This is a genomic window from Exiguobacterium sp. KJ 601 (assembly GCF_027161185.1).
Classification (GTDB): domain Bacteria; phylum Bacillota; class Bacilli; order Exiguobacteriales; family Exiguobacteriaceae; genus Exiguobacterium; species Exiguobacterium profundum.
This window is the reverse complement of sequence record NZ_JADHZG010000001.1, coordinates 346,658-368,792: the sequence shown is the minus strand read 5'-3', so window position 1 is coordinate 368,792 and position 22,135 is coordinate 346,658. Positions and strand designations below refer to the sequence as shown.

Sequence of the window (22,135 nt, the reverse complement as noted above, 5' to 3'; positions counted from 1 at the left end):
CCCCTTTCCTTTCGCTTAAGCGAATGCTCGGTTTCGTACTTTGATCAGCCACTCCGTTAAATGCGGCTGCTTGATCATCAGGTAAGGTCGGATTCGATCGATTCCGACGAATCGATCGAGATACGCGTCATACCGAGTGGAACGTAACACATCATACTCTCCTTTCAATCGGTGAAGCCCCACTTCAAAAGAGATTCGTGATAACTCTAAATCCTGATGGTATTTCCCATCGGTATAGGCATCAAATAAGTTGATAAAATGAATGAAGTCCTCATGTCGCTTCACGTCACGTTCGACATTCCCCTCGTTCCACATGGTCGTCGCCGACCCTTCCACCTCGTAGCGATAGACACTCATCACTTCCGGCATGTAGTAGGCGTATCCCCTGCTCGTGATATACAAGCGAATCGATGCATCTCGCGCCGGCGTCTCCTCGAGCCATCGCGGGGCGTCACGGAAATCGTTCACATACAACATGGACATCGTCGGAACGAACCCGAGTAACTGTAATTCTCCGGCATCATACGTCCGGGGCACGGATGAAGCAAGCTTTCGATTTTCCGGCATCCATGGAATGACGTGCCAATTCGTGTGGAGCTTCCCCCCTGTCTCGACATACGCATCGTGGAAACAAAGCGTACAGTCCGGATGGGCTTCCATATAGTCGACTTGTTTTTGCAATTTGTACGGGTCGGTCCAGTAATCATCGCCCTCACAAACCGCGATGTATTTGCCACGTGCCCGCTCCTCGTTCAACCGGGCGATGAACACGCCTTTTGAATATTGATTCTCCGTCTGATAGATGACGTTGAATTTTTCAGGATATTTCTGAACGTATTCCCGGATGATGTCTGCCGTCCGATCCGTCGAGGCGTCATCATGGATCAGAATCTCGACCTCGAAGTTCGTGCGCTGTGACAAAAAGCCTTCAATCGCCTGAGCGATGTACTTCTCGTGATTGTATGTGATGCAGTTGATGCTCACCATGACCATGATGAATCCCTCCTTTATGAGACTTCCGCATCTTGTGCGACAGTGGCTCGATAGGTGTCCGGTTGACTCGCGTCGAACGGCTCGTTCACCCACATCACCGTCACTAAATCTTTCACGCCCGTGTTTTCGATATGATGGACGTAACCTGGCGGAATCTCGATGACTTCAAGCTGTTCTTCACTGACATGGAACGAGATGATCTGATCTTGGTCCATCAATCGGAGCCGAATCACGCCTTCACCGCTGACGACGATGAATTGTTCATGTTTCGACTCATGCCAGTGCTCCCCTTTTGTGATTCCAGGTTTGGCCACGTTGACGGAGACTTGACCACGGTCAGGCGTCTTGAACAGTTCTGTGAACGATCCCCGCACGTCCTGATGCATCAAGAGAGGCGTGACCATCCGTTCTTTCGGCAAGTAACTTAAGTACGTGCTGTACAGCTTTTTCGTAAAAGGATCCGATACATCCGGTACCCCTCTAGCCATTCGGACCGCTTCGAACGATTCAATCATTCGGGCAAGGTCGAATAATGTGATCTGGTGTGTCGGGACATCTGAATCGGTGCTTTCTGTTTTATGCAACGCCCCTACAAACGATGCGACGACGTCATCGACATGGGCGAGCGTCAACACGTGATTGGGATGTGTGACCGTGATGTCCTCTCCTCGTGCAATCTGATAACAAAACGTCGTGACCGCACTGTTATAGAATGGTCTCCCCCATTTGCCGAACAGGTTCGGGAGCCGATATATGTGAACCGGTGCCCCGCTCCGTTGACCGTACAGCCGCAAAATGTCCTCCGCTTCTCGTTTACTGTTTCCGTAAGGATTGTCTTGAGTCGCTTGAATCGATGAGGCGAAAAAGACGGGGACCGGATTATAGGACAGCAATTCGGTGGCGATCGCCTCGGTCAAGTCGACGTTTCCCGTCGTGAATTCTTCGACTCGTTCGGGACGGTTCACTCCGGCCACATGATAGACGGCGTCCGCTCGACGCAGATAGCTGCTTCGTTCCACGGATGATGTCGAACGGGTGATCGGGAGGACGAGATGCCCAGCCCGCTCCAAGGCGTGGACGAGGTGTCTGCCTAAAAAACCGTTCGCACCGGTGACGACGATGTCCATGATTCTCCCTCCGTTTCTTCGGTTGACTGGATGTGTAAGGTCAGCCATCGCTCGGGATGTTCGACGAGTCGAAGCATCGTCTCGACGTCTTCAAACTCTAGAATCAAACTACCGAGTGCTTGATTTGCCCCTTCGAAGCGCGGTACCACATCTCCGACGTTGTAATAGATGTTCGCTTGTCGAATCGTATATGCGTCCTCATCGAAATGGACACCCATGAATCGCCCCGTTTCTTGACTGCCGATGATGAAATAGGCGGACGGTACGGTCACTGGTTTCATCTCGATCGTCACCGGTATCCCGAGTGCGACATCAATCGTCGCCTGGACCAAGTCGACGCCTGTCGCTTGTTCGATGATTTGTGGGATGTAATTCCCTCCGTTCCGTGGACCGATATCCATCAGATAGACGTCTTCTCCTTTGACGAAGATGTCGAAGTTGAACGCGCCTTGCTTGAAGCCGACTTTAGTCAACATGCGTTGCAACGTCTCATGGACTCGCTCAAGCACGTGAGGCGGATGGACACTCGGGAAACTCGCACTGATCGGGGCGAACGGGTTGACTCCGTTCACATTGAAGTGTCCGTTTCCGAAACAACGAAACACCAACTCCCCGTCGACGACAAATCCATCACCCGCTAATTGATAGCCGTCTCGGGTAATGAACTCCTCCACGACTACTTCCTGATTGAATGACATCGTAAATGCCACTCGAAGATGGCGACGAAGCTGCTCAATCCCGTTCCCCCGACTCCATTTGTTGACCCCTTTACTCCCAGAGGCGTCGGCCGGTTTGATGATGTACTCGCCCGCTCGATTCCGTAACGTTTCGACGGCTATTTCTAGTTCGGTAAACGCAAAGGCTTCCGGGACGGCAAAGCCATGTCGCTGTAGGAATGTTCGAAACTTCGCTTTATTCGTCAACGTTTCGACCGTTTCTAGCGAGTTCGTCACTAAACCGAGCGCTTCTCCGACATAGGCGGCCGTTCGCGCCGCCGGGTCGGAGGCATAAGCGACAATCCCATCGATGCCTTCTTCTCTCGCGATGGCGAGGACTGCTTCCCGATCAAGGGTGCTCGTACAGTAATAGCGATCGGCCACGAGTCGACCTGGATTATCCGGTAGATAGTCACAGAGAACGGTGAATATCCCTTGTTGTTTCGCTTTTTGGATGATGGGAACTTGATGCATCGCGCCCCCGAGCAACATCAGCTTCAGCATGGTGAGAATCTCCTTTGCGATAAAGTGGTTGGAGTAAATCGGCGTAGATGGCAGCAGTACTGGCGTTCAGTCGCGGTGTCACGAGTTCTTTCGATTGTTGTCCGTGAGCTTTCAATTTTTCAGGATGTTCCAGATACCGCTTAAGCTCGGTCACGAGTGACGCCACCGTCGGTTCGCATTTGTAACAGTTAATGCCTTCGTGCAGATGTCTCTCAACGTTGTTGACGTCATGGCTGACAACAATCCCCATCCCGGACGCGCAGGCTTCAATGATGCTGATGTTCCCGTTCGAATAGGTCGCCGGTAATACGAGGATGTCCGAACTCCGGTAAACGAGATTCAATCCTTCCCACGACTCGATTTCGTCAAGGAACGTGACGTCCTTCAACTGCTCGTCCTCGATATATCGCCGACACGCATCTGCGAGGTGTCCGTCGCGATTGAGCGACATGGAAAGGTTCGGATATTCTTCTTTCAAGATTCGATACGCCTCCAAGGCGACGAGCGGTTGATAACGTTCAATTAAGCGATTGGCAAACAACAGATGAATCGGGTCATTTGGTCCTTTCTGACGCAATGGGTGCGACATATGCGTCTCGATATCAATCGGATAGGGCGCCGAGACGACTCGTTCGGAAGGGAAGCCTAGTTCCTTGATAAATTGATCGCGTGCGACGTTTCCCATTCCGAAAATCAAATCGGTCCGCTTGAACAGTCGATGAATCCGTGTGGTCTTGTGCAAGCCGTTTTCTCTTGTCAATAACGTCGATTCGCCGCTCGTCTCACCTCGAACGTTTCGGATTGGCTCGCTCATGACGACGACGCGCACCCCGAACAGTTTGACAATTTTTAAGAGAATTGCGTGAAACGGGGTAAAGCCGGCTAGCAGCAAGATATGCGGTCGAAACCGGATGAGTTGGACAAACACATCGAGTGACAGATAGTTCGTCTTTTTCGAGAAATAGGAGCCTCTCAAGACGCGACAGCGTTTACCAAGTGGGATGACCCACCAATCAGGACGTTGATCCGTGATTTGTCTATAAAACCAAAACTCAGTATCAAAATATTTATGGAGCGCGTCAGCGAATTTCACTTGATACGGGGAAGCCATATTGGATAAGAAGACGATTCGTTCTCTGGTCATCACACTCACCCGATTCGTTTCGCGGAAGCGGGAATCGTCCATTTCGCGAGTTCTTCCTGGATGTAAGGTAACGTCAACAAGAGTTCCTTCACTTCCTCCACATCGAGCTGTCTCGTATTGTTCGAGTTGTACTCGCCTTGAGCAGTCAACTCCTGGCTGCCTTCACTGAAGTACTTCTCGTAGTTCAAGTCACGATTGTCGGCCGGGACGCGGAAGAATCCACCCATGTCCTCGGAGACGACTTTCTCTTCCCGGGTCATCAACGTCTCGAACGCTTTCTCACCGTGGCGGGTCCCGATGACTTTGATGGGGAGATCGACCCCGAACAGTTGTTTCACGGCTTCCGCGAGCACACCGATTGTCGAGGCAGGTGATTTTTGGACCATGATGTCACCGGCATGCGCATGATGGAATGCGAAGACGACGAGTTCGACCGCATCGGCCAAGCTCATCAAGAAACGCGTCATGAGCGGATCGGTCACGGTGAGCGGCTCCCCTTTTTTGATTTGCTCCACGAATAATGGGATGACCGACCCACGCGAGGCCATCACGTTCCCGTAACGGGTCCCGCAGATGAGCGTCCGGTCTGGTCCGACCGCACGGGCCTTGGCGACGAAAACTTTTTCCATCATCGCTTTGGAGATTCCCATCGCATTGATTGGGTAGGCCGCCTTATCCGTCGAAAGACAGATGACCTTCTCCACACCCGCTTCGATGGCGGCATTCAAGACATTTTCCGTACCGAGAATATTCGTCTTCACCGCTTCGATTGGGAAAAACTCACACGAGGGAACTTGTTTTAGTGCCGCTGCATGGAAAACGTAATCGACCCCATACATGGCATTTTTGACACTGTTCGGGTCCCGTACATCGCCAATGTAGAATTTTAACTTGTCATGATGATAGCGATTGCGAATGTCTTCTTGTTTCTTCTCATCCCGTGAAAAGATGCGAATCTCTTTGATGTTCGTATCGAGGAATCGCTCCATCACGGCATTGCCGAACGATCCCGTCCCACCCGTGATGAGCAATGTTTTATTGGAAAACATAAGAAGGCTCCTTTCGTAGCTGTCTAGTCTCAGATGTAGGAAGAGCGGTATGTCATCATTTACCCGGTTGGTCTCACTTAAATTGGTAACTTAATGGAAACCGTTATCATTTTTTCGCAACATGCATCATCTTCTTTTCTTCAGACGTCGGGCTGGGTGGGGGCGCCCCTTCCACGATTCCTTCCCGGAGCAAAACGTTCCTGACGGTCAAGGCGATACAGCGCAGATCGAACCATAAGCTCATCTGGCGAACGTATTCCCCGTCGAGTTTCGCCTTCATCTCAATCGGAAGCTCATCGCGCCCCTTCACTTGTGCCCATCCGGTCAGCCCCGGCAGCGCTTCTGTCGCGCCTACCTGTCGACGGGCCTCGACCAAGTCGTCTTGGTTCCACAGTGCGGGTCTCGGTCCGACGATGGCCATCTCGCCTTTTAAAATGTTTACGAGCTGTGGCAATTCATCGAGACTCGTCTTGCGAAGAAACGCCCCGACGCGCGTGATGTGTTTCGTGGAGTCGTTAAACAGATGTGTCGGGACATCGTTCGGGGTGTCTTGATGCATCGTCCGGAACTTATACATCCAAAAACGTGTCTCCCGTAACCCGATGCGCTCCTGTTTGAAAAAGACGGGACCCCTCGAATCGATTTTGATCAAGAGGGCGATGAGAAGCAGAAACGGTGCGAGAAGAAGGAGCGCGACTCCGCTGAGCGTCCCGTCAAAAACTCGTTTGAACGTCATATAGTCCATGGCTCACACCTCTTTCTTCTCGGTCGACACCGGATGTTGCTTCCACACTTCTCGCATCACATAGTCCGTGTAGGACAGCAAGATGCGGAGCACTTTATCGGAGACGTTCGGCATGGCATAATCGTTCACGAGTCGCATCGGACCTTCCGTCTCTTCTAAGATTCGAAGCGCCTGAAGCACCCGTTCCCGCTTCAATCCGACCATCATCGCTGCCCCTTCCTCCATCGCCTCCGGACGCTCATGCGCTTGTCGGATATTCAATCCTTTGATTCCAAGAATCGAGCTTTCTTCACTGATCGTACCGCTGTCCGACAACACGGCCTTCGCATGGAGTTGCAGGTGGACGTAGTCACTGAAGCCGAGCGGCTTGAGGGTACGAATGTTTGGATGGAGACGCACCCCACTCTCACGAATGCGTTTTGCCGTCCGGGGATGGGTGCTGACGATGAGGGGGAGCTGGTACGTGGTCGCGACCGCATTGAGCGTGTCGACGAGATCGAAAAAGTTCTCGTCATCACTGATGTTTTCATCGCGATGGGCCGATACGACGAAATAGGCATCTCGCTCCAAGTCGAGCCGTTCGAGCACGTCTGACCGCTCGATCTTCTCCCGTTGACGATGGAGCACCTCGTACATCGGGCTCCCCGTCTTGATGATGCGGTCCGCCGGTAACCCTTCACGAAGCAGATACTCGCGTGCGATGTCACTATAGGTCAGATTGATGTCGGCGATATGGTCGACGATGCGACGATTCGTCTCCTCCGGGACCCGTTCATCAAAACAGCGATTCCCCGCCTCCATATGGAAGATGGGAATGTGATGACGTTTTGCGGCGATGGCTGCGAGACAGCTGTTCGTGTCCCCGAGTAGCAAGACCGCGTCCGGACGCTCGGATGTGAGCACGGGATCGATGGCGATGAGGATATTGCCGATCGTCGCCATCGGACCATCCGCCGAGGCGTCTAACACATAATCCGGTGTCCGCAGGCCAAAGTCTTCAAAGAAAATCTGATTCAATTCATAATCATAGTTTTGTCCCGTATGAACGAGCACATGATCGATTGCCTCGGAGGCTTCGAGACGTGCCATCACGGCGGACAATCGAATGATTTCGGGTCTAGTACCAACAATCGTCATGACCTTGAGTCGTTTCATCTTGTTCCCTCCTAGGATGTGTGGTGAATGGATAGGATGCGTAGTTTCAATTGAGCGAACACTTGGCGGAACATGGCTTTCTCCGTTTCATCAAATGCGAGTCCCCACATGATGATGGCGTATATGCTGATGAGCACGATTCCCTTCAAGCCGAAGCCGAACCAGTTCGAGGACGGGAAGAAGAACTGGATTCCCCAGCCGATGAGCGTGTACAGGAGAATACCGGGCAAGAGTTTCAGATGGCATTTGCGGAAAAAGCCAAGAATGTCGAGACCGAGGACCCGATGATAAATCACGTTCATATAGAAGACGAGACCGACGATGTTGCCGATGCAAATGGCGATGGCCGCACCAATCGGACCAAAGTGTGGAATCAACAGTGGCGAGAGCGTCATACTGATGGCGGCCACGATAAGGGCTGCGAACGCCCGATACTTCACCTTGTTTTCGGCAATGAGTGTCGTGTTGCCGATGTCTTGCGTCAACGTGATCACACTCGGTGCAATCAAGAGAAGCGCGATCACGTAGGAGTCGGTGAAGTCTGGTCCGACCCATAGGTGCATGAACTCTCGACCGAGGATGAAGAACGAAGCGAGAATGAGTCCGACGATATACAGTTGAATTCGACCGATGCGGACGAAGAGGTACCCGATGGCCTCACGATCGTTTCGGGACAACATCCGACTGACCTTCGGAAGGAACAAATAGCCGAGTGAAGCCGCAATGGTCCAGACGTATCCTTCGATGACCATCCCGACGGAAAAGAGGGCAATCGACGCACTGCCTGCTAGAATCCCTAGTAGGCTCGGGGTGATGTTCAACACGAAGCGTTGGGCAACGAGCGTGATCGTGCTCCAGGATGTGAAACTAAAGATGTCCCGATATATTCCTTTCTCTCGATTCTGAAAGTTGGCGCGGACGAGAGTCTTGCGCCGAATGAAGACGTACTCGATGAGTAAGACGATTGTGCCGACCAGCGCATTAACGATGACAAGGGCATACAACCCATAGCCGAGAAGAAGTGCGGTGACCATCAAAGCGACCGTCCCGACCTTCTCAGCAAGATGTAAGGCACTCGAGAAGAGGAATTGTTCATGGGATACGAGAATGCCAGAGAATGGCTTCGTCGGGAACGAGACGACGATGAACAGTCCCGCGATGACATAGAGCACTTTCAACTGTTCGAGTTCGGTCGCTGTCAAACTCGAGTAAATCGAGTCCAAGAAGAAGTAGACGACGGTGAGGATGAGGAAGAGGACGAGTGAGATGGCGATGAACAGTTTATAGGCGATGCCTAAAAATCGTCCTGCCCGCTCGTGGTCCCCCTCCGCCATATACTTGCTCATGAATCGTGAGACGGCCGCATCGAGCCCGAAGTCCATCGCGAACATACTGATGAGAGAGATGGTCAGCATATACAACCCGTAACTCGCCTGCCCGATTTCATGAATCATCCACGGCGTATAGATGAGACCGGATAAGATGCCGAAAAAGATCTGTGTGTAGGACATGACCGCTCCAATCTTGATTTTGCGGTTACTGGCTGCCTCGTCTAGCGTCATGCGTGTCGACATATGCTTCACCTCCTCGTTTTACCAAAAGAACGAATACACCGGCGCTTCGCGAATAAACAAGAGACCGAGCAACATAACTGCCGAGTAATAGACGACGAGTCGTTCCCGCCGCTCGAACGTGCCGACAATCTCTGGAATCATCAACAATAGGAAGAGTGAAAAGTATTGGACGAGCCGCATCATGGACGGGTTTAAGAATGTCAACGGCAAGAGACAGGCGGCGAGTAACAACGCATTGAAGAAATGGATGGCGGATGGATTGTTCGCTAAAATTTGATCTTTTCGCCATAGTGCCATGAAGAGAACAGAGAGCAACATCAGACTGAAGTTGACCGCCCCGGCCCCTTCCATGGCGCTGTAGGTTTCATAGCCAGACACTTGAACGAGCAGATCGAAGAACGAATTCCGGAAGACGAACAATCCGATGACGACCCCGAACATGGTCATCAAATACGCTTTGGTCAGTTGCTTGTTCGCTAAAAAGTAGAACGGGACGAAGATGAGCGAGGATTTATGAATCGTCATGGCGATGCATACGAGCAGAAGGAACCAGCCCAACTTCCGCGCCCGCACGAAATGGTATCCGACGAGCACGACGAGCGCGGTCGCCACCGTTTGGCGTAAGCCGGTGACGGCGAAGAATTCGTAGAAGAGGACCGAAAAGAGCAGGAAACTGATGAGCGGTTCGCTCGAGTATTTGTAGATGAAATAGCCGAGTGGGATCATGAAAATCATCGCGATGAGCACGAGATACACTTGATAGTCCGTAATCACATACTGGATGAGACGTTGGAACAGGTAGAAACCCGGGTCCTCGCTCTCAGTGAAGACGATTTCAAAGAAGCGGTCGGTGAACGCACCGAGCGGTAACGTTTGCGACTGAAGGAAGAGTGCCTTGTACTGCGCGGTATCTGCCCCGACGGTGACGTCTCGGAAGCCTGACAAGACGATCCATTGAATCGTGGCGAAAGATACGAACCAAGCACGGCGACTCGGAATCTCGTGACGGATCAACAACAGTCCCCAACCGACCAACAGCGCCATATTGACTAAATAGATCGTCATCTCAACCCCTCCTTTCTAACGATAAATCAGATTGGTCATCCCTCGATATAGAGACAGCAGGTTTGAAAACAGGATACCGTTCCAGCGAAGCCACCGATATTCCAGCGGTCCAAAGTAACGATTCACATCATGTGTCGTTAAGTACTGTTCCCGTACGTCCGCCGCATTTTCTTTAAACGTGTGCTTCAGAATGATGGCGGTCAATTCCTCTCCGTTATCACGCACCTCGACGTCCTGGAGTAGCCGCTTCAGATAGCGATTCGATTCCATCGTGGCTCGATATGCGATTTTTTTCGTCTGTTGCTCGCCGTGAATCCGTGAATAGACGAGCGGCTCACGCATCACGTAAAAGTCGAACCCATCGAGCGCCAACTCGACCCAGCAGATCCAGTCTTGAATGAAGCGGTCCTCTAACGAAAAACGCCGATGTTCGAACGCTCGTCGCGGAATCAAGAGCGCGCATCCGTTCAAAGTCGAGGACAACAGCAAGTGACGGAACATGTCCTGACTCGAATAGAATCCGCTCACTTTCCGTTGCACCCGTCGGATTGCCTCCCCATTTTCGTCAATGAACGCCGTCCCTGTGACGACGATTGTCTGGTTCATCGGGAGATGTTGCTCGTGCAATGCGGCGAGCTGTCGTTCGATCTTTGTCGGTTCGTACACGTCATCGTGACTGAGCCAGGAGAAATAGTCTCCGTTCATTTCTTCAATCCCACGATTCAACGCACTCGAGACGCCCCCATTTTCCTTTTCCACGTAGCGAATTTTCTTGCCGTAACTTGTCGCAATCGCCGCCGTTTTCCCGTCATCAGTCGAGCCGTCGTTGACGACGATCACTTCAATCGAAGGATGCGTCTGGGCTAAGGCGCTGTCGATACATGTCCGTAAATAATCGCTCCCGTTATAGACGGGGATGATGATGGATACGAGTGGTGTCATAAAGCGTTCCTCACTTTCTCGGTTTGCAGCTCCTCATACACGTGCAGGTAGTCCTCCGCCCGGTCGAATAAGTCGAACCGTTGACGCGCTTCGTTCGCACAAGCGATTCGTGAGATCGAGGCGTGATGGAGACGATCGAGTCCGTCCATTACATCTTCGACCGATCGCGTGGCGACGACGACACCGGTCCGTTCTGTCACAAGTTCCGGACTGGCCGTGGAATCGAGGACGAGAACTGGCGTGCCACAGGCGAGTGCCTCTGCCGTCACGTTTCCAAATGATTCTTCCTCTGACAGGTTCAACAAGACGTCTGCCGCGGCATAGTAAGAAGCCAATTCGCTCGGGTCATGTGTCTCCTGAACGTGAAGCACATTCGCCGGCAGGTCATGTTGTTCAGGCATCTGTCCGACTAAGACGATTTGGTCGGACGGTCTGGCCGTGGCCAACTCCATGAAGGCAGACAATCCTTTCGCCTCCGTCCAATGGCTCGCCACACCGAGAAGAATGTGTTGTCCCGTCAACCCGAGGCGTGCCCGAAGTGGGGCTACCTCTTTCGGTGTGAACGTCTCCAAATCGACCCAGTTGTAGATGCGACGAATGATGGAGGCGTGTTGCAGAATCGAGAAGTGGGCTTCCATCGTGATCCAATCCGACACTCCCACTACTGCCAAGCGTGGAATGGCGTCGTACCATTGGCGCTTGTCCGCCAACATCTCGCCGGTCCGGTCTAAAAACCAGCTCGGGATGTCTTCTTTTAAGAGCGGGCATTGTCCACATCCATCCTTCCAGCGCGTACATCCGACCGCCGTATAGTGGGTACATTTCCCGGTGAATAGCCAGCAGTCGTGAAGCGTCATGACGGTGGCGATGTCCTGCTTCGCCAAATACTCAAACAACGTCTGAAGATGAAGGTAATTGGCGTGAAGATTATGAAGATGAACCACGTCCGGCCGAAAGCTGTCCATGAAGGCAATCAAGTCAGCGGTCGACCGTTTAGACGTGTACCCTTGGCGCCCCGTCACGCGGGCGTGGAGCGCATGTCGCTTCGTTTCCCACGCCTGTCCGACTACCACACTCGTCTCGGTCACCGGTCCGGTCGCATGGGCGATTCGGACGTTGTGTCCGTAAGAGGCATGAACGGATGCGAGCTCTTTACACATCCGACCGGTGCTTTTCACTTCGTTGATGGCATTGATGTGTAGAATATTCATGTCCGAGACCTCACTCGTATGCGTAGTAGGTGTTGTTATCACGAGAAGAACGTTTGTTGAGGACGAGGCCGAGAAGTTGTGACCCGGTCCGTTCAAGTTGTTCTTTCGCCTTCAGGACGAGCTGACGATCTGAGTTCTCGCAACCGATCACGAGAATCGTCCCATCGGATACGTTGGCCAACAGTCGAGCATCGGCGACGTGCATCATCGGAGGTGTGTCGACAATCACGATATCAAACTGTTCACGCAAATCACTCAGGAGGTCCGTCATGCGTGACGAGGCGATCAGTTCGGTCGGATTCGGTGGAATCGGACCGGCCGCCAGCAAGGTCAGACGCGGAATATCCGTTTTTTGGAGCGCATGTTCGAGCGTGACGCGACCGGCCAATACGGTAGACAATCCCGCATGTGCTGACATCTGAAACGTTTGGTGTGCCGTCGGTTTGCGCATATCACAATCGATGATGACGACATTTTTTCCGAGTTGCGCATAGACGACCCCTAGGTTTGCCGCCGTGGTCGACTTCCCTTCCCCGGACGAAGCGGAAGTGATCGTGATCATCTGTAACTTATGGCCGACGGACGTGAACTCCAGATTGGTCCGAATTGTCCGATATTGTTCAGAAATCGGTGACTTCGGATTCGCCAACGTGACGAGATCCCGTTTTTTATAATCAAGACGATTGGCGTTCTTTTTTCGACCGAACATGCGAAACGTCTCCTTTCACTTGGGGTGTCGCTTCTTTCACATTTTTCGTTTTCAAATCCCGGCGTTCGATTGTCGGAATCGATCCGATGACTGGCAAATCCAGCAACCGTTCCGCTTCTTGCTCATTCCGGATGCGTTTATCAAAGACGTGGCGTAATAGACCGATGAATCCACCTAACAAGAATCCGGCGAAAAGACCGATTGCCGTGTTGAGCAGTACGTTCGGTGAGACCGGCGCCTCCGGAATTTCGGCTGGAGATAAAATTCGAACGTTGTCGATGTTCATCAGATCCGGGATTTCAGAAACGAACACTTCACTGATCACATTGGCCGTTTCCGCCGCCACGACGGGGTCGTTCGCGGTGACGAACACATTGATGACTTGCGATTCCTCTTCACTTTCTACGGTGAGTGCATCCGAGAGCGGGTCTGGTGCGTTCGGCACCTGTTCTTTTACTTTCTCAAGAACAGCCGGACTCTTCATGATGACGCGATACGTATTGACAAGTGAGAGCGAGGATAACACTTCCGAACTGTCTACGCGGTTGTCTTCTTGTTGTGTAACGAGTAGAACTTGTGTGGACGCCTCATATTTCGGCTGGATGAATGAAGTGCTCACATAGTAAGCTAGGAGTCCGACGAGAACCATACTCACGAACATCCACTTCTTACTTTTCTTGAGAACTTCCACGAGATCGCCCACGATCGTCGTTTGTTCCTTCATGTTGGTTTCCTCCCTACAGACAGATTAAATGACCGAAATCAGGCGCAGGTTAACTGTATTACCTTCTTACCCCCTTCATCTTGATAATTGGAAAGAAGGATTTATCATTTTTTCGCAACATCATGTCATGATGCCGTTCCGCTTTCTTCTTTTTCGTTGCAGTCATGAAGACAAAACAAAAAAGTGAGGGTTAGCCCCTCACTTTTTAAATTCATCGCTGATACGACATACGTGATGTAATTATCTTCTTTGTATGAAATACTATGTCAAAGGGACGAAATTCCAATGAGTACTCATTCCTTGTTTTCTTACTTAAAACTGATGGAAGACCTGCCGATATCCAATATAATCATCGACCATTAATATTTTTATGAAAATAATATTCAAATACCTAAAAAAGACATATATTAAATCATCTCATCCATTTAAGTGTATATATCCATCAATAAAATGGGTAATTTACATTTATAGTATGATGCTATTTTATTTTTATAAGGGGCTATCTATGCGACAACTCGTTTTTCTTTCAACAGCATTATTTTTAACTTTGACTGGATGTTCCAATGAAAATCCGCCTTTAAAGTCATATGAGAGTAAATTTGCAACGGAATCATTCGTTCGAAAACATTTATTGACCGAAGAAGGGCTCATTCGAACAAATATCACGGATCGACAACATGAATTTTTATCTGAATCTCTCGGTCTTTATTTACTTTTTTTAGTAAACCAAAAACGTAAAGACGAATTCGATAATCAAATTGATATTTTTAAACGCAATTTTCTAGATGAATCCGATTTAGTCAGTTGGCGTCTTGAACAAACAGGTGATGCCATCATAGCAAGCCCAGTAAACGCTTGGATTGATGATGCACGGATCATTCATGCATTATCGAAAGCAGCAGAAGTGTTTAACGAACCTTCCTATGCAAAGTTAGCAGAAAAAATCTCAACATCCCTCGCAACTAAAGGAGTGAAAAACGGCCTTCCCGTAGACTATGTTGATTTAACAACGAATGAGACCGGGGATGTCTTGACACTTAGTTACTTAGATGAAGCAGCTTTACGCTATATGCCTTCTTCGAATCATTTATATCTTAATAGCAAACACCTTCTCGAAGAAGCACCTTTGCAAGGGCCTTTTTTCGCCAAGTCATATTCGATATCTGATCAAAAGTATCACTTCGATGATGAAATCAACATGATTGACCAACTTTATGTTGCCATTCGATATGAACAATTCAATCTGGAAACTGACGTTTTTTATAATTTTTTTAAAGAACAGTTCAATCAAGGTCTCATTTACGGGCGATACGATCTTGACTCTAAAGAACCTGCTGTAAACTATGAATCGCAGGCCGTATACGCATTAGCTATTTTTTATTTACTCGAACGTGACGAAAGGGAATTTGCCGAGACAATTATGGAACATTTAAAGACGTTTATGATTTCCGATTCGTCATCCGAATACTACGGTGGATACATTGACGTATCGAACAAAGAAACTCATTCGTTTGATAATTTATTACCTTTACTAGCAGAAGGAGGACTTTTAGATGGATACCTCATTCCGTAAAAAGAATCTTATTAATTTTTATATAGGTTTGTTATTAATTGCGGTCGTTTTATTTTATCTTTTCATCCCCGATTTAGGAGACGTACAAAGTGAAGGATTGATTCTGATTGCAGTTGCCTTGTTTGTTAGTTTATTCACAGGTTTACGTGCGGGATTATTTACTGCTCTAATCATTTTATTTCTATTTGGTAGTCTCTATTTCTGGAATGTTGTATTCCGTCCGGCAGACCAAACATTTTTATTTTCAGAAGCTACTTTATTTTATTACGGATTATGGCTACTTGGATTAGTTGTTCTAAGTGGGAACGTCTACGAACAAATTAATCAACTATTACAGCTTAATTTAGCGTTAAAAGAAAAAGTAAAACGTCTCGTTGCAATTGATGATGAAACGGGTCTTGATAACGAGAGTCGATTCGAACTCGAACTTCAGTTAGAAATCGATCGGACGAATCGTCATGGGGAATCTTTCACCATTCTTTTATACCAAATTGATCATTTTTCTGAATTCAAGAAATTGTATGGTCCTGACGAATCAGTTCGCTTCTTAGAGTTCTTTAGCGAACGATTACATCAGTCCACACGAACAACAGATAAAAAATTCAGACTTTCTACAGAAGAATTCGCACTGATTTTGCCATATGCTTCTGAAGAAAACATGCAAATCATATTAAATCGCTTTAAACATATGATTGGCGATTATGACATTTCAAATGGCAAAACGGTCTCATTTACTAATCATATTGCCCACTATACTGTTACAAAAGAAGCTGGTATTGAATCTCCAGATGAAGTACTTGGATTAATGAGAAATGAGTTGAAGAGCTATGCGCTATAAAGTACTGTTTCTCGTGTTATTCATATTGTTTATCCCACAGCTCACTCACGCAAAAAGTCCTAACGTTACTATTATCTACAGTTCAAAATCAAAAGAAGTACCGTCAGAAGTATATAAACTCGATGCCTTAGTATCGCACTTCACTGAAAATATCGAAATTCTTCGAGATTCGGAAGTCACAATCGATTCTTTAGATGAAACTAGCCATCTTTTTTACTTTGGCTTAAATCCTTCAACAATTCCTTTAGAGACTCGTAAACAAATTAATCAATCGAGCTCTGTAATTTATGGAATTGGATTTAATGTAAATCAACTTGATGCGTTTAAAAACATTAGTACGAAAAAAAAGCAAGGTGTCTCTAAGTTTCATCAAGAACGTACTAATAAGAGTTTGACTTTTGAACTAGCCGACACTGTTTTATCTGTAGAGAATCGAGACCACACCGTACAAGCAAGTTTTATACATCAAGATGTGAAAACACCGATCATAGTTCAATCAGAAAATTATTTTTATTCTGGTATTTATAACTTATTAAATCGCTCTTCTTTACTTGTAGCAGATAGCCTATTTGATTTCTTTAGCGTAGAAGGAAAAAATGAACATTTGGGATATATCAGATTAGAGGATATAAATCCTAGTACAGACCCGTCATTACTCAAGGAAGTAGGAGAATACTTATTGAATCGTGATATCCCACTTATATTAGCTGTCATTACAGTGTATATTGACCCAGAATCACAACAGAATGTCCATTACACAGATCGCCCAGAATTACTTAAAGTAATTAAGGAGCTTGAGCAACGAGGAGCCTCTGTCATCTCTCATGGTTATACTCATCAATATCGTTTTTCTGAAACAGGAGAGGGATTCGAATTTTGGGATGTAGAAAACGATCAACCTGTCCTCGTTGCTGAGAACGAAACCCCTCCAACACTAAAGTTTAGAGAATCATTTAGCAATGAAAAAGATTATCAGATGTATCGTAAAAACATTTTAAATGATCAAGTCTCATACATTAACTCAAAATTAACAAACTCAATTCATGAATTAGTAACGTTAGGACTTCACCCTATAGGATTTGAAGCTCCACACTACACCATGTCACATTCTGGATATGAGTTAACCGCTAATCAATTTTCAAATATATTCGGACAAATTCAATGGAGTCAAACCGATTGGGAAATAATGGGTTCCACCCCTTATATCTCAAAACCTTCATTATTACATGGGATGACTTTGTACCCTGAAACCATTGGGTATGTAAGAACTGATTTACCAAGACCTGTTGACGAAATGCGTCGGGCTCGCGATGAATTAATGCTTGTTCGAGAATCCATGATTGGAGGATTCTATCACCCGTATATCGGCATGGAGCATTTGGCGGATCTTATAGATATGATGGAATCTACACCTGGCTTCCAGTGGTTAAATTTACGTAATCAAAATGAGTGGGTCCGTACAGAGGATGTGTCAATTCAAACTTCAAACGGAACGATATCTCTTCAAGACAATCGTTCCCCTGTATGGAGTCAGTTAAAATTGCATATGCCAAACTCTTTTCTTGAAAAATCACTTTGGGCTCTAGCGATCATCACGTTTACTGCCGTACTGATGTTTCTAGTCTATACCCTCTATCTTCGCACGCAACGTAAAAAACGATTATTTAAGGAGCGTGGTTAATCATGGCAAATGTACTCTTCCTGTTCTCTCTCGTCATGATTTGGACGATGCTTCTATACCACATGTTTTTAATGCAAGGTGGGTTTTGGCACTTCATGACGTTTCGTGATCCAATCTCTGAGTGGTCTAAAAACATGAAAGACCTACCTAAAGTCTCAGTCTTAATACCTGCACACAATGAAGCTGTGGTCATTGCTGCTACGCTTCGGGCAATGGCTCGTATCGCTTATCCGCATGACAAACTTGAAGTCATTTTAATCAATGATAATTCATCTGACCGAACAGGAGAAATCGCTCAACAGTTCGCCGACAAATATTCTTTTATTCATGTTGTACAAACTACACCTGCTTATGCGGGTAAAGGCAAATCTTCTGCTTTAAATTACGGATTGACGCAATCTACCGGTGATGTGCTCGTCGTATACGACGCAGACAACACACCCGAAAAAGATAGTGTCTATCATCTCGTGATGGGTCTATTAAATGACCCTCATGCAGGAGCAGTTGTCGGTAAATTCCGAGTTACCAATGCATATGAAACATTGCTGACTCGTTTGATCAATATCGAGACCATCTGTTTTCAATGGATGGCACAAGCAGGTAGATGGAAGTGGTTTAACATTGCCACAATTCCTGGAACCAACTTCGCCATCCGTCGTTCCATTATTGAAGAACTTGGCGGCTGGGATGAAGCAGCGTTAGCAGAAGATACCGAACTCACGATTCGAGTCTATGAACTTGGTTGGCATATTCGATTCTTCCCTGCCGCAATCACATGGGAACAAGAACCTCAAACATTAAAAGTTTGGTGGAAACAACGAACGCGTTGGGCACGCGGGAATCAATACGTTGTTCTCAAATTCATGCGTCAATTATTTTCGCTAAAACGAAAGAAAATCGTTTTCGATATCATTTACTTTTTTTTCACTTATTTTTTATTCTTCTTTGGCGTGATTCTGTCGAATAGTCTATTTGTGATTAATTTGTTTGTTGATATCGGTTTAGAAGTTGGAAATATCACATTGATTTTATGGATTCTCGCATTTTTACTATTTGTGACCGAAGTATTCGTCACACTCAGTATCGAACGCTCCGAATTTAATGTGCAGAATTTCTTTACCGTTATTCTGATGTACTTCACGTACAGCCAATTGTGGATTGTGCTTGTCATTTACTCGCTTTACCTGGAAATGAAGCGCGTGCTATTTAATCAAGAAGTCAAATGGTATAAAACAGACCGATTTGACTGAAGAGGAGGATTTTATGAAACCTTATATGCCTTACTTACTAAGTACATTCTTGTTATTATCGACAACTTCTGTTGATGCAGCTACTGAATTGCGTTCCTCACTACCGATTGATTCGACAAATGAAGCAGGTGAACGCCTATTGACGACAAGTGATGAGGTATTACCTGGAGAAACATCTTCTAGAACCTATACGTATACTCTTCTAGGAAATGAAAAAGCAGATTCGACTAAATATTTATCTCTTGATTGGGAGCATTCTGAATTGTTAATTCCCCCGTCTGCTCTAACAATCGAAATTGACGGTGAACCCCTCAAATCTGTTGCATTAACGAAAAAGTCATCAGAAGGAAATGTGAAAATCCCATTACAGAACGAACACTTGACAAAAGGCACACACGAAGTCACTGTTCAATTCACTGGTATTACAGAAGGCAGGATGTGCGACACAGGTAACACATCTGGTAGTTGGTTTACTGTTCGCCCTTCTAGTCTAGTATCTATCGGGAATCAATCTGAACTCTCACTAAATGATTATCCAAGTCCTTTCACACAAACAACGAATCAGAAGTTAACTGTCGTGCTACCAGATTCACCAGATACCATGTCATTAGAGGCAGGACTTCTGCTTTACCGCCAGTTGCAGGGGGATGCCACAGATCCAGATAACGTATCTCTTCAATATGAACAACAACTAAAAGCATTGAATGGACGATATCTATTTGTTGGGCAGACTGATTCATTTACGGGTCCGGTAAAGGATTTAATTAAAAATCTTGAATCTCTTCCAACAGAAGAAGAGGTTTTGTTCGAACAAGCTCGTTTAACTGATAAAGATGCAGCTATCGATGCAATGTTCGTACTTGCCGAAGATTCTAATGCTTTCGAAGGGACTCTGAATCATCTCCTTCTTGTTCAACAAAGGCAACAATTGAATGGTGACCGATTAATCTTATCCAGTTCACCATCTATTCAAGAGAACGGAAATATGATTACGTTACAAACACTTGGCGCCTCAGATTTGATGCTAAGTGGCAGTGAAGCAATGAGTCCAAACTATTACTATCCGTTACCGGCTATCGATAAAAAATCTGTAGTGGAGCTAGATATTCGCTTTAAAGCTTCAGAAAACTTAGTGCCGGCTCAAAATGGTGGTTCTGCTCCTGAATTGATTGCTTGGGTAAATGGTGTCCCTCATTCTATCCCTTTAACAGAACTAGATGAAGAGAATGAGTGGCAACATCATACGATTCAAGTTGATGCATCGACCTTAAAAAAAGCGACGTTCTTAGATGTATCGTTCGAAGCAAATGGACTTCGCTCAGAAGCACCATGCAATGCGAACGACTTGGAGCGTTGGATGTTTATCTCTAGTGACAGTCAAGTTACGCTCCCAACAAGCAATGAACAAGCAAACAATGAAGTCTTTTTAAATATGGCTAGCCTTTTCTCCACAGATTCAGGTGTCCTATTCGTCATTCCTGATGATTCGAATATCCAGTCACTACAAAACTTGGCCGATGTGATGAGCGGAATACCTGTTACTCCTTTAACAGAGCAAGTCGAATTTGTACGTTCTAGTGATGTAACTGAAGATATGGTGACAGATCGATCGATTTTCTTAATAGGGAATCCGGAACAAAGTCCACTCTTTAACGAGCACAAGGAAGATTGGATTGTGACGAAGAACAATCAAATTGACTTAGCACAATATGGGTTCATTCCTGAAACGTCTTCTGAGTATGCATGGATCCAACCTTCACCTTGGAATGATGAAAAAGCAATGATTGTTGTGTCAACTCAAAATTCGATTGATTCAACACTTATTGAAACGCTGGCTTTTCCAAACGAAACATTTAGTGTGGCAGTGAAGAATCAAAATGGCGCTATTTTTACAAATAGTTCAAGTATCGCTAATGAACTCTCGAATAATCAAGCAACATCTAGTGAAGAGTCTTCCAATTCAATAGACTCTACATGGTATTTTGTCGGCTTCATTGTATTAATTGTCTTCATTATTGCCATTCTCTTATATATGAGACGCAATAAAAAAACATCTTAATCCTTTATTACGTACGACTTAATTGATATGCAAAATATAAGAAAGGGTCATCTCCTTCGTTTAGAACAAGGAGATGACCTTTCTTATTGCTCCACCCCAAATCGATACACTGTCCGAGAATGATACAGTTCACCCGGCTTCAGTTCAATCGAGGTCGCGATGTCCGGATGGTTCGGGGCGTCCGGGAACGCCTGTGCCTCGAGACAAATCGCGCTATGTTTTTGTCGACCATTGAGCGTCACCGGTGTCTCTTCACTCAAGAAATTCCCTGTGTAGACGACCATGACCGGTTGATTCGTCTCGACCGTCATCGTCCGTCCGCTCACCGGGTCATGCAATCGAATCGGTTCATCCTTCAAGATAAACGGATGATCGAGACCGCTCGCCCGTTCAATCGCCTCGTCTCCCGACACGAGCGCCTCTCGGACCGGTTTTCCGTCTCGGAAGTCGAACGGCGTCCCGCCCACATCCCGCAACGCTCCTGTCGGCAGCGACTCCGCATCGAGTACCCCGACTGAATCGGCTGGTAGCGTCAGCTCATGGTCGTGGATGGTCGGGCGTCCGCCGAGATTGAAGTAGTTATGATGGTTTAAGTTGATCCACGTCCGTTGGTCCGTCTCCGCTGTCATCGTGACAATCAGTTCATTGTCATCCGTCAGTTCATACAACACTTTTAAGAAGACGTTCCCCGGGTATCCTTCTTCCCCGTCCGGACTGAGATACGTGAACTGAATGCACTGTTCGTCGGCGTCCATCTCCCAGTAACGGGCCGTGATGCCTTTGTCACCTCCGTGAATATGGTGGGGCGCCTCGCTTGGGGTCAAGGCGACACCCTCGATCTCTGCGTCACGAATCCGTCCGGCAATCCGTCCGACGACCGACCCGAGATAGACCGGGTTTTCTAAGTATTGAGAGACGTCACCATACTTCAAGATGACCGAGTCGAGATTCCCTTCCCGGTCCGGGGCCGTCAGTTCCGTCATCGCACAGCCATAGTCGATGGCGGATAGTGTCATGCCGTTGGCGTTTTGAATCGTCGCTTGTTTCATGCCATCACCTTTCTACCCCATCATCGG

At 47.4% G+C, this 22,135-nt stretch carries 19 protein-coding genes; 5 read left to right on the top strand and 14 right to left on the bottom strand.

Translation table 11 applies throughout. The features are described 5' to 3' along the window. Positions 1 to 15 precede the first annotated feature (15 nt). From IRJ25_RS01980 to IRJ25_RS01920, 13 genes are all read right to left on the bottom strand, one after another. Positions 16 to 993, bottom strand: coding sequence for a glycosyltransferase family 2 protein (locus IRJ25_RS01980; protein WP_214690498.1), 978 nt, complete (start codon positions 991 to 993; stop codon positions 16 to 18). Positions 994 to 1,007: 14 nt separating this feature from the next. Continuing rightward, positions 1,008 to 2,120, bottom strand: a complete 1,113-nt coding sequence (locus tag IRJ25_RS01975; RefSeq protein WP_214690497.1) for a polysaccharide biosynthesis C-terminal domain-containing protein — start codon at positions 2,118 to 2,120, stop codon at positions 1,008 to 1,010. Then, positions 2,084 to 3,340: an ATP-grasp domain-containing protein gene (locus IRJ25_RS01970; protein ID WP_264092891.1), complete on the bottom strand. Its 1,257-nt coding sequence runs from the start codon at positions 3,338 to 3,340 to the stop codon at positions 2,084 to 2,086. The genes IRJ25_RS01975 and IRJ25_RS01970 overlap by 37 nt, the downstream gene beginning before the upstream one ends. After that, a complete protein-coding gene (locus tag IRJ25_RS01965) occupies positions 3,249 to 4,526 on the bottom strand; it encodes a glycosyltransferase family 4 protein (protein ID WP_214690496.1) in 1,278 nt (425 codons plus the stop codon). The genes IRJ25_RS01970 and IRJ25_RS01965 overlap by 92 nt, the downstream gene beginning before the upstream one ends. Further along, positions 4,490 to 5,533, bottom strand: coding sequence for a polysaccharide biosynthesis protein (locus IRJ25_RS01960; RefSeq protein WP_159562892.1), 1,044 nt, complete (start codon positions 5,531 to 5,533; stop codon positions 4,490 to 4,492). The genes IRJ25_RS01965 and IRJ25_RS01960 overlap by 37 nt, the downstream gene beginning before the upstream one ends. 106 nt (positions 5,534 to 5,639) lie before the next feature. Next, the gene (locus IRJ25_RS01955; protein WP_214690495.1) at positions 5,640 to 6,278 is read right to left on the bottom strand and encodes a sugar transferase; all 639 of its coding nucleotides are present in this window, start codon (positions 6,276 to 6,278) and stop codon (positions 5,640 to 5,642) included. Between the two features lie 3 nt (positions 6,279 to 6,281). Next, the gene (gene wecB / locus IRJ25_RS01950; RefSeq protein ID WP_269317652.1) at positions 6,282 to 7,433 is read right to left on the bottom strand and encodes a non-hydrolyzing UDP-N-acetylglucosamine 2-epimerase; all 1,152 of its coding nucleotides are present in this window, start codon (positions 7,431 to 7,433) and stop codon (positions 6,282 to 6,284) included. A gap of 11 nt (positions 7,434 to 7,444) precedes the next feature. Further along, positions 7,445 to 9,007, bottom strand: a complete 1,563-nt coding sequence (locus IRJ25_RS01945; RefSeq protein WP_269317651.1) for an oligosaccharide flippase family protein — start codon at positions 9,005 to 9,007, stop codon at positions 7,445 to 7,447. 18 nt (positions 9,008 to 9,025) lie between these two features. After that, on the bottom strand, positions 9,026 to 10,072 hold the full coding sequence (locus IRJ25_RS01940; protein WP_214690492.1) for an EpsG family protein: 1,047 nt from the start codon (positions 10,070 to 10,072) through the stop codon (positions 9,026 to 9,028). Between the two features lie 15 nt (positions 10,073 to 10,087). Next, entirely contained in the window at positions 10,088 to 11,014 is a 927-nt protein-coding gene (locus IRJ25_RS01935) for a glycosyltransferase family 2 protein (protein WP_214690491.1), read from the bottom strand. Next, on the bottom strand, positions 11,011 to 12,225 hold the full coding sequence (locus tag IRJ25_RS01930; protein ID WP_269317650.1) for a glycosyltransferase: 1,215 nt from the start codon (positions 12,223 to 12,225) through the stop codon (positions 11,011 to 11,013). The genes IRJ25_RS01935 and IRJ25_RS01930 overlap by 4 nt, the downstream gene beginning before the upstream one ends. Before the next feature lie 10 nt (positions 12,226 to 12,235). After that, positions 12,236 to 12,934, bottom strand: coding sequence for a CpsD/CapB family tyrosine-protein kinase (locus IRJ25_RS01925; protein WP_074035895.1), 699 nt, complete (start codon positions 12,932 to 12,934; stop codon positions 12,236 to 12,238). Then, entirely contained in the window at positions 12,900 to 13,658 is a 759-nt protein-coding gene (locus IRJ25_RS01920; RefSeq protein WP_078147569.1) for a YveK family protein, read from the bottom strand. Before IRJ25_RS01920 ends, IRJ25_RS01925 begins: the two co-directional genes overlap by 35 nt. 505 nt (positions 13,659 to 14,163) lie before the next feature. Here IRJ25_RS01920 and IRJ25_RS01915 point away from each other — a divergent pair. Genes IRJ25_RS01915 through IRJ25_RS01895 form a run of 5 tightly spaced genes read left to right on the top strand, consistent with a single transcriptional unit; the run spans position 14,164 to position 21,059 of the window. Beyond that, positions 14,164 to 15,231 (top strand): glycosyl hydrolase lipoprotein, encoded by a 1,068-nt coding sequence (locus IRJ25_RS01915; protein WP_269317649.1) that lies wholly within the window; start codon positions 14,164 to 14,166, stop codon positions 15,229 to 15,231. Next, complete coding sequence (locus IRJ25_RS01910; RefSeq protein WP_269317648.1) at positions 15,212 to 16,069, top strand: GGDEF domain-containing protein; 858 nt, start codon at positions 15,212 to 15,214, stop codon at positions 16,067 to 16,069. Before IRJ25_RS01915 ends, IRJ25_RS01910 begins: the two co-directional genes overlap by 20 nt. Next, the gene (locus IRJ25_RS01905) at positions 16,059 to 17,750 is read left to right on the top strand and encodes a DUF2334 domain-containing protein (protein ID WP_214815612.1); all 1,692 of its coding nucleotides are present in this window, start codon (positions 16,059 to 16,061) and stop codon (positions 17,748 to 17,750) included. The genes IRJ25_RS01910 and IRJ25_RS01905 overlap by 11 nt, the downstream gene beginning before the upstream one ends. A 2-nt stretch (positions 17,751 to 17,752) precedes the next feature. Continuing rightward, positions 17,753 to 19,000, top strand: a complete 1,248-nt coding sequence (locus tag IRJ25_RS01900; RefSeq protein ID WP_214779602.1) for a glycosyltransferase family 2 protein — start codon at positions 17,753 to 17,755, stop codon at positions 18,998 to 19,000. Between the two features lie 13 nt (positions 19,001 to 19,013). Beyond that, positions 19,014 to 21,059, top strand: a complete 2,046-nt coding sequence (locus IRJ25_RS01895; RefSeq protein WP_269317646.1) for a hypothetical protein — start codon at positions 19,014 to 19,016, stop codon at positions 21,057 to 21,059. Positions 21,060 to 21,142: 83 nt separating this feature from the next. Here the strand turns inward: IRJ25_RS01895 and IRJ25_RS01890 are convergent, their stop codons facing one another. Then, positions 21,143 to 22,108 (bottom strand): aldose epimerase family protein, encoded by a 966-nt coding sequence (locus IRJ25_RS01890; protein WP_269317645.1) that lies wholly within the window; start codon positions 22,106 to 22,108, stop codon positions 21,143 to 21,145. Positions 22,109 to 22,135 lie beyond the last annotated feature (27 nt).